This window comes from Stenotrophomonas sp. (assembly GCF_032099025.1).
GTDB lineage: Bacteria > Pseudomonadota > Gammaproteobacteria > Xanthomonadales > Xanthomonadaceae > Stenotrophomonas.
Map to the genome: position 1 here is coordinate 37486 of NZ_DAMCID010000025.1, position 9403 is coordinate 46888.

Consider the following 9403-nt stretch of genomic DNA (forward strand, 5'->3'; position numbering starts at 1 on the left):
CCGGCATCAGAAGAACATCCCCAAGGCGACCTGGGGATTGATGTAGCTGCCGGTGTTGCGGCCTGCGACGGTGAACTCGACGCCGGCGATCAACCCGACATTCGGGCTGAAGTGGTACTGCACCGCAGGGGCGAGGGTGAGATTGCGGCTTCCCGGCAGGCGCAGGTCGATCCGTTGCGCCGAACCGTTCTCGGCCGGCGCATAGCCGCTGATGTGGCGATCACTCTGGCGGCTGGCGGCGACCTCGAACACGCCGACCCAGCGTGAGTTGACGCTGTACTCGCCGGCCACGGAGAGGCCCACCAGCGACCCTGGCGCGACGTTGCCGCGGAACCCTTCCGGCGTGCCGTAGACGCTGTTGTCGTTGAGCGCCACGCGGGCCGGAGCCGGGCTGGCGCTGAGCTGGCCGCGCCAGCGCAGCGGGCGTCCGTTGGGCAGCCACAGCACCTGCTGCACGCCCAGGCCGAAGGTGGTGCGCTGCACGCCATCGCCTTGTGCGTTGAGTGGATTGCCGCCAATGCGGTCATAGCTGCCGGTGGCATAGCGCTGGCTCAGCGACACCGATACCGCCGGGCGCGACCCGTCCTCGTCCGGCGCCTGCAGCAGGTACTGGACCATCGCCGTGGTATCGCCGGCGCGGAACCCGCGGCTGCGCTCGGCGCCGGTCTCGGCACGCGCGGCGCTGAGGTTGACCTGGGCAGTGACGCGCTGGCCCAATCCGTAGGCAATCGGAACGACGGTCAACCACGCGCTGCTGCGCGCGGCGCTGTCGTGGCGGCGGCCTTCACCGTCGAAGTAGCGGTCGCTGTCGATGCGGATCAGGTACGGCTCGACGTAGGCGTGGCCCTTGGGCATGCCGGCCGGGTTCGGCGTGATCAGCGGGCCGGTGAAATTGACACCGTCCAGGCTGTGCCCGGTGGCAGCGGCGAGTGCAGGCGCGCACAGGCCGACGATCAGGGCGAGAGGAATCAGGCGCGGGGAGCGCAGCGCGGTGGGCGTCATGGTGAGTTTCCTTGGTGGCAGTAGTGATGCGGCAGGCCAGCCCGCCGCAGGGGCAATCTGCACACGAAGCACCAAGGGAAAAATCGGTAAATCCCGCGACTATTCGAATGTGTGAACCAACGCACGCACCAATGAGCGCATCACGCCATAGGCAGCCCTCACTCCATAGATAGCGTGCGTAGCGCCTGGTTTTTCAATACATTTCGGCAATGAAGATGGGGTGGCGGATGCGGCGCGCACACGCGATTCAACGCAACCGCGTGTCGCAAGATGCCTGCTCAAAAAAAAAGCCCGGCCACACAGGGCCGGGCTACCGGGATTCATCACACCCCACGCGGTGAGCGACACGGACAACCGTGATCCGGACAACGGCGCCGCACTGGGTGGGTGTCTCTCCTCACCTACACAGTGCAGCGCCGATTCGCACTGTGACGCAGCGCCAAAGCTTGGCACTATGCGAAAAATCCGAATCGACTGTAGTCACCTCTTCATTGGAGCAGTCGATCACACCACGAGGCGCCGCGCGCGCATGCGCTGCCCCGGTCAAGCAGCGACGTCAGCAACGGCAACGCCGTCACCCACCCGCTTACCTCGTCTGCTGCGCGTACCAATGCGACAGCAGTACCGCCGTTGCCGATGCCACATTGAGGCTTTCCACTGCACCGCTGCCGGGGATGGATACCTGCAGGTCGCAGGCCTGCGCCAACGCGCGGTCCATGCCCTCGCCTTCGGCACCCATCACGTACACCAGCCGCGCCGGCAGCGCACTGGCGAACAGGGTGTCGCCGCCCTCCACCAGGGTGGCGGCCAGGCCGAAACCGGCGTCACGCAGCGCCTCCATCGCCTGCGGCACCGCCGGCAGGCGCACCAGCGGCACCGCCTCGGCACCGCCTTCGGCCACGCGCGCGGCCGCGCCGGACAGGGCCAGCGTGGCCTCCGGCGGCAGCAGCAGGCCGGCCACGCCGAAATGCGCGGCCGAACGCAGGATCGCGCCGAAGTTGTGCGGGTTGCCTACGCCATCCAGCCACAGTGCGAGCACCGGCTGGTCGGCGGGCAGGCCGGCCAGCCACGCATCCAGCGCCAGCATCGGCGCGCGCAGCACGTCGGCCACCACGCCCTCGTGGTGAGTGGTGGCGGCCAGCTTGTTGAGATCGCCCTCCTCCACCACGCGGTAACCGACCCGGTTGGCCACGCACCACTTCAGCAGCGGCTGCAGGCGCGGGATCAGCGCCTCGGCCAGGTACAGCTTGCGCAGCGCCTGCGGACGGCGTTCGAACAGCGCCTGCACGGCGTTCCAGCCATACAGGCGCAGCTCGTCGTTGCCACGACCCGGCGGCGGCGGGCCGCCATCACGGGGCGGCAACGGGTTCGCCCGCGGCGGCCGTGCGGACGGCCGGCGGGCATTCTTCCAGGGATCATTCACTACGGGACGGCTCCAGCTTGCGGTTACGCCAGAAATCGGCGTTCTTGATGCCCAGGGCATCGGGGTCGAAGGTCGGATCCAGGCCGAGCTTCTTCTGACGTTCGTAGTCGCGCAGGGCCAGCATTGCCGGCTTCTGCACGATCAGGATGGCGACGATGTTCAGCCACGCCATCAGGCCCACGCCGATGTCACCCAGTGCCCAGGCCATCTTGGCATTGTGGAAGGCACCGAACACGACCATGGCGATGATCCCCAGGCGCAGCGCGAGCACGGTCAGCGGGCGCTTGCGGTTGTTGTTGAGGTAGCTGAGGTTGGTTTCGGCCATGTAGTAGTAGGCCATGATGGTGGTGAAGGCGAAGAAGAAGATCGCGATGGCCACGAAGCCCGAGCCCCAGCCCGGCAGCACGGTTTCCACCGCCGCCTGGGCGTAGCCCGCGCCTTCGGCCACGCCAGCCAGGCCGGCGAACACCGGCTCGGCACCGGCCACCGGCGAATACACGTTGTAGGTGCCCGCGGCCAGGATCAGGAACGCGGTGGCGGTGCACACCATCATGGTGTCGAAGTAGATCGCGAAGGCCTGCACGTAGCCCTGCTTGGCCGGGTGCGAGACTTCCGAGGCGGCGGCCGCGTGGGGACCGGTACCCTGGCCCGCTTCGTTGGCGTAGATGCCGCGCTTGACGCCCCACTCCACCGCCAGGCCCATCATCGCGCCGAAGGCGGCATGCGCACCGAAGGCGCTGCTGAACACGGTACGGAACATGTCCGGCACGCGATCGTAGTTGAGGATCATGATGACGATCGCCATCAGGATGAAGCCGGCGGCCATGAACGGCACGACCACTTCAGCGAAATTGGCGATGCGCTTGACGCCGCCGAAGATCACCACGCCCAGCAGCAGGGCCACCACGACGCCGATGCCCAGCTTGAATGCCTGCACCGTCTCCATGCCCATGAACTGGCCATCCAGCGGCCCGCACAGGGCGCCGCCACGGCAGGAATTGATGATGCTGTCGGCGATGGCATTGGCCTGCACGCCCGGCATCAGGAAGCCGGCGGCCACGATCGTCGCCATGGCGAAGGCCATCGCATACCACTTCAGGCCCATGGCCTTTTCGATGTAGTACGCCGGGCCACCGCGATAGCGGCCTTCGGCGTCCTTGGTCTTGTAGATCTGGGCCAGGGTGCACTCGACGTACGAGGTGGATGCGCCGAGGAAGCCCATCACCCACATCCAGAAGATCGCGCCCGGGCCGCCGAAGGCGATCGCGGTGGCGACACCGGCGATGTTGCCGATACCCATGCGGCCGGCCATGGACATGGCCAAGGCCTGGAACGACGACACACCGGCTTCGGACTTTTCGCCCTGCACGGTGAGCCGGCACATCTCGAAGAACCCGCGCAGCTGCATGAAGCGGGTGCGCACACTGAAGTACAGGCCGGCGGCCAGGCACAGGAAAATCAGCGCCTTGCTCCAGATGATGCCATTGATGAAATCAACTACTGCTTCCACGCGCTCTCTCCAGTCGGCGGAAAATGAAGGACGTCCCGTCGGCTGGAGGGGACCGGGTCGATTCTCCATCATCGCGGGCCAACCCGATAGGGCCGATCTCTTACGCCGGCCGTTGCGCCACGACCAACGGTCGGGACGAAGGCCGGCGGCCCTCAGGGCAGCCGGTCGCGCACGCGGGCGAACCGCCGCAGATCGTGCAGCTGCCCGCGCTTGAAGACGGCGGCACGGGCCGTCCCTTCCTCCACGAACCCGTTGCCCAGCAGCACCCGGGCCGAGCCCTCGTTGAACGCGAGCACCTCGGCCTGCAGCCTGAACAGGCGCAGTTCGTCCATCGCCCACGGCGCGAACAGGGCCACTACGCGCGACATCCAGCCCTGCCCCCAATAGGCGCGACCCAGCCAGTAGCCCAGCTCGGCCGCATGCGCTCGCTCGGCCACGCCCGGCAGGGCTCCGATGCTGCCGCAGGCCGCGCCATCGATCTCGATGGCCAGGCTGAGCGTACTCGGCGCCAGGATCCGCCCGCCCAGGAAGGCTTCGCCGTCTTCACGGGTATACGGGAACGGGAAGCGGTCGCGCAGGCCGCGCGAGACCGCTGCATCGTTGGCATGCCGCAGCAGCGCGTCCAGATCGTCGCCGCGCCAGGGGCGCAGCACGAACCCGTCACCCTGCAGCCGCGGCAACCCGTCAGGCATGCCCACCCACCGACGGCGTGTCGGCCTCCTGCTGCTCAAGCTCGCGGGCCACCGCTTCGGGCGACCGCGTGTACGGCGCCAGCAGCGCATAGAAGGCCGGCACCACGAACAGCGAGAGGAAGGTGGACACGGTGACGCCGAAGATCACCACGATGCCGATGGTGCCGCGGCTGGCCGAGCCAGGTCCGCCGGCGACCACCAGCGGGATCGCGCCCACCACGGTGGCGATGGAGGTCATCAGGATCGGACGCAGGCGCACCATCGCCGATTCAACAATGGCCCGGTGCACATCGCGGCCTTCGTCGCGCAGCTGGTTGGCGAACTCGACGATCAGGATGCCGTTCTTGGCCGCCAGCCCGACCAGCATGACGATGCCGATCTGGCTGAACAGGTTGATGGTGCCCCCGCTGACATACAGCCCCAGCAACGCGCCGAGCACGCCCAGCGGCACGGTGAGCATGATCACCAGCGGATGGATGAAGCTTTCGAACTGCGCGGCCAGGACCAGGTACACCACCAGCAGCGCCATGGCGAAGGTGAGCAGCACCGCGCTGCCGGCGTTCTGGTACTCGCGCGATTCGCCCTTCCAGTCGATCTGCGCGTGCTGCGGCAGTTCCTCGCGGGCGGTCTGCTGGGCCCAGGCAATCGCCTCACCCAACGGATAGCCCGGCGCCAGGCCGGCGGTGATGGTGATCGAGCGCAGGCGGTTGAAGCGGTTGAGGTTGCCCGCTTCGGCCACTTCGCTGAGCGTGACCAGGTTGGACAGCGGCACCAGCTCGCCGTTGGTGGCGCGCACGCGGATCGCGGCCAGGTCGTCCGGGCTGGCGCGCCCGTCGCGGCCGGCCTGCACCAGGACGTCGTACTCCTCGCCGTTGTCGACGAAGGTGGTGACGCGGCGCGACCCCATCATGGTTTCCAGCGCCGAACCAATCGCGGTGACCGACACGCCCAGGTCGGCCGCACGCTGGCGGTCGATATTCACCCGCATCTGCGGCCGGGTTTCCTTGTAGTCCGAATCGGGACCGACCAGGCCAGGGTTGTCGGCCATGCGCTCCAGCATGCGGTCGCGCCACTGCGCGATTTCGGCGTACTCGGGCCCACCCAGCACGATCTGGAACGGCTGGCCCTGGCTGCGGACCAGGCCACCACCGACCTGGGTGCGCACGCGCACGCCACGGATGCCATCCAGGTCCTTCTGCAGCTCGGCGGCCACGTCGGGGGTGGCGGCAGTGCGTTCGCGCCACGGCTGCAGGAACACGCTGATGCGGCCGGTGTGCATTTCCTCGCTGGCCCCGAAGCCACCGGGCACGCGCGGGTTGGCACGCACGATCGGCTTGTCGTTGCCGACGAAGCCGGCCACGACCTTCTCCACCTGCTGCACCTGGGCAACGGTGTAGTCGTAGCCCGCGCCTTCAGGGCCGTCGATCATGATCTGGAACGAGCCCCGGTCTTCGGCCGGGGCCAGCTCGGAGGGCAGCACCTTGAGCAGCAGCGCGCTGGCCAGCAGCGACAGCAGCATGACCACCACGTAGATCCAGATGCGACCGACATGCGCGTCGAGGAAGCGCCCGTACGCGGCAGAGACGCGGTCCAGGTTGCGGTTGATCAACCCGTGCAGGCCCTTCGGCGGCTGGCCGGTATGCGGCTTGAGCAGTTTGGAGGCCATCATCGGGGTCAGCGTCAGCGAGACGAACGCCGACAGCGCCACGGCGGCGGCGAGTGCAACCGCCAGTTCGCGGAACAGGCGGCCGGTGTTGCCTTCCAGGAAGCCGACCGGCAGGAACACCGCCACCAGCACGGCGGTGGTGGCGATGACCGCGAACGCCACCTGCGCGGTGCCGCGCTTGGAGGCGACCAGCGGCGGTTCGCCCAGGTCGATGCGGCGCTGCACGTTCTCCACCACCACGATCGCATCGTCCACGACCAGGCCGATGCACAGCACCAGCGCCAGCAGGGTCAGCAGGTTGATGGAGAAACCGAAGGCGTACAGGGCGATGAACGCGGCGACCAGGCACACCGGCACGGTCACGGCGGGAATCAGGGCGGCACGGAAGCTGCCGAGGAACAGCCAGATCACCACCAGCACCAGCAGCATGGCTTCCACCAGCGTGGCGTAGACGCGGTCCACGGCGGCTTCGATGAAGGTGGTGTTGTCGAACGCGACGAAGATGTGGGTGCCTTCAGGCAGGGTCTGCCCGACCCGCTCGGCCTCGGCGCGCGCGGTGCGCGCCACGTCCAGCGAGTTGGCGGTGGAGGTCTTGACGATGCCCAGGCCGATGCCCGGCTCGCCGTTGCTGCGGTAATACGCGCGGCGTTCGGACGAGGCCAGTTCGATCTTGGCCACGTCGCCCATGCGCACCACATAGCCGTCGGCGCCCTTGCCCAGCGGAATGGTGGCGAAGTCTTCGGGCTTCACATAGTTGCGCTCCACGCGCAGGGTGAAGTCGCGGTCGGCCGATTCGATGCGGCCGGCGGGAAGTTCGACATTCTCGTTGCGCAGCGCGGTTTCGACATCGCCCACGGTGAGGCCGCGCGCGGCCAGCTGGTCGCGGTCGAGCCAGATGCGCATGGCGTAGCGCTGGCGGCCGCCGATGCGCACCTGGGCCACGCCGTCGAGGCTGGAGAACCGGTCCACCACGTAGCGGTCGGCGTAGTCGCTCAGCTCCAGCGTGTCCATGCTGGAGGAGGTCATGTTGAACCAGATGATCGGATCGGCGTCGCTCTCGACCTTGGCGATTTCCGGCGGGCGCGCTTCCTCGGGCATGCGGTCGGCCACGCGGCTGACCGCGTCGCGGACGTCGTTGGCGGCCGCTTCGATGTCGCGGTTGGAGGTGAACTCGATGCTGACCTGCGAGCGGCCGTTGGAGCTGCGCGCGTTGATGGTGTCGATGCCCTCGATGCCGGCCAACGCGTCTTCGAGCACTTGGGTGATACGGCTTTCGATGACGGCGGCGGAGGCACCGGTGTAATCGACGGAGACCGAGACGATCGGCGGGTCGATTGCGGGCAGTTCGCGCAGGGTCAGGCGGGTGAACGACATGATGCCCAGCACGACCAGCAGCAGGCTCATCACCACGGCAAAGACCGGCCGCTGGATGGAGATGTTGGAAAGTTTCATCCGGCGCTGCCCGCAGGGGCCGGTGCGGTGGCCTTCCCGGCCGGGGCGGGAGCCGGCGCCGCTGTGGGCTGGGCAGCCGGTGTAGGCGCAGCCGGTGCTGCTGCCGGTGCGGCGCTGTCATCCACTTTCAGGCCTGGGCGCAGCTTGCCAGTGCCGTCGACGACGATGCGATCACCGGCCTTCAGTCCTTCCCGGATCTCGACGACGCCGGAGCGGCGCGCGCCGCTGACCACGTCGAGGCGTTCGACGGTATGGTCGGCCTTGACGCGGAACACGTACGAATCGCGCCCGACCTGGACCACGGCGATCTCGGGAATCACCACGGCCTGGCGTTCCGGGCGGAACATGTGCACGTCGAGCAGCATGCCCGGGCGCAGGGCGTGGTCGGCATTGATGAAGTCGGCACGGACGGTCACGGCGCGGGTGCCGGGATCGACACGGGTGTCGATGGTGGCCACCTCGCCCTCGAAGGTGCGCCCCGGGTAGGCGACGCTGGTGGCGCTGACCTTGTCGCCGTTGGACAGCGAGGCCAGCTCGGCTTCGGGCACCTGGAAGTCGACGTGCATGCGTTCGATGTCATCCAAGGTGGCGATGACGGTGGTGGGGGTGAGCAGCGAACCTTCGCTGACCTGGCGGATGCCGAGCACGCCGGCGAACGGTGCGCGGACGCGGCGATCGCCGATGTCGGACTGCATTTCACGCACGCGGGCGTCGGCGGCATCGCGGATGGCGCGCTGGGTATCGAGGGTGGCGCTGGCGACAAGCTGCTGGGCGGCCAGTTCGCGCTGGCGCTTGTAGAGCTGGTCGGCTTCGGCAAACGTGGCCTGTGCCTGGAGCAGAGCGGCTTCCTGGGCCTGGCCGCGCAGGGTGACCAGCGGGGTACCGGCAGAAACCTGCTGGCCGCTCTCGAAGTGGACGGTCTCGATGATCTCGCTGACCTTGGCGGTGATGGTGACCGACTCACGGGCCTTGGCGGTGCCGAGGGCCTGGAGGGTGTCGCTCCATGCGGAGGTCTGCACCACCTGGGTGGTCACCGGCACAACGTCGGCGCCCTGTCGGCGGCCGCCGTCCTCCTTGCTGCCACACCCGGCCAGGATGACCAGGCCGAGGCCAACGGCGATGCGCGCGGTGATGCGTCCCAACATGAAGATGAATCCCTGGTATTCCACGACCGGCAAGTGTAGCCATGGGTTGCGTCAGGCATATGTGCCAAGCGTTTACCGGCGCCTTCACATCGCCGGGTGACACGCGCAACCCCTTTCGTGCTGGGGCATTGCGGGTGTGTAACGGCGTGTGTCAGCGAATGTCGGATTACGTCGTTGGTCGGCGGCAAGGTCAAGGTCAACTGCAAAAGCGCTTTCGTTTCCATTGCTACGGGCTGGGGAGGCCGACGGATGGCCCCGCTCCGGGACACGCCGTAAACCGCCCTCCGGTCCCCGGCCCAACCGCCAGCGGTTGTGCGTTCAGTCGCACGCGAGGCAGTGCCTCGCAAGCAGTGCGCCTTCACCCATGGGGGCTTGGCGAAAACATCCATGTTTTCGACAGTCCCTACGGGGGCCACCCGCCGGCCTCCCCCGACAGTTGGCTGCGTGGGGTGGGAGAGAGCAGCCAGGCAGGGCCTGGCTCTACGGCTTTCCATGGCCGCCGGCACATTGTCG

General features: G+C 67.9%; 6 protein-coding genes. All 6 read right to left on the minus strand.

Annotation, left to right across the window (positions count from 1 at the left end):
- Nucleotides 1–6: 6 nt before the first annotated feature.
- The 6 genes from RT456_RS15805 to RT456_RS15830 all read right to left on the minus strand — a co-directional run bounded on the left by RT456_RS15805 (nucleotide 7) and on the right by RT456_RS15830 (nucleotide 8890).
- Entirely contained in the window at nucleotides 7–1002 is a 996-nt protein-coding gene (locus tag RT456_RS15805) for a hypothetical protein (RefSeq protein ID WP_313347993.1), read from the minus strand.
- Between the two features lie 586 nt (nucleotides 1003–1588).
- The gene (locus RT456_RS15810; protein ID WP_313347994.1) at nucleotides 1589–2425 is read right to left on the minus strand and encodes a TrmH family RNA methyltransferase; all 837 of its coding nucleotides are present in this window, start codon (nucleotides 2423–2425) and stop codon (nucleotides 1589–1591) included.
- Nucleotides 2418–3935 carry an alanine/glycine:cation symporter family protein gene (locus RT456_RS15815; protein WP_313347995.1) on the minus strand — a complete coding sequence of 506 codons (1518 nt, stop codon included), beginning with the start codon at nucleotides 3933–3935 and terminating at the stop codon, nucleotides 2418–2420. Before RT456_RS15815 ends, RT456_RS15810 begins: the two co-directional genes overlap by 8 nt.
- Nucleotides 3936–4087: 152 nt before the next feature.
- Nucleotides 4088–4627, minus strand: coding sequence for a GNAT family protein (locus RT456_RS15820; protein WP_313347996.1), 540 nt, complete (start codon nucleotides 4625–4627; stop codon nucleotides 4088–4090).
- Nucleotides 4620–7745 carry an efflux RND transporter permease subunit gene (locus RT456_RS15825; protein ID WP_313347997.1) on the minus strand — a complete coding sequence of 1042 codons (3126 nt, stop codon included), beginning with the start codon at nucleotides 7743–7745 and terminating at the stop codon, nucleotides 4620–4622. Before RT456_RS15825 ends, RT456_RS15820 begins: the two co-directional genes overlap by 8 nt.
- Nucleotides 7742–8890 carry an efflux RND transporter periplasmic adaptor subunit gene (locus tag RT456_RS15830; RefSeq protein ID WP_313347998.1) on the minus strand — a complete coding sequence of 383 codons (1149 nt, stop codon included), beginning with the start codon at nucleotides 8888–8890 and terminating at the stop codon, nucleotides 7742–7744. The genes RT456_RS15825 and RT456_RS15830 overlap by 4 nt, the downstream gene beginning before the upstream one ends.
- Between the last annotated feature and the right edge of the window lie 513 nt (nucleotides 8891–9403).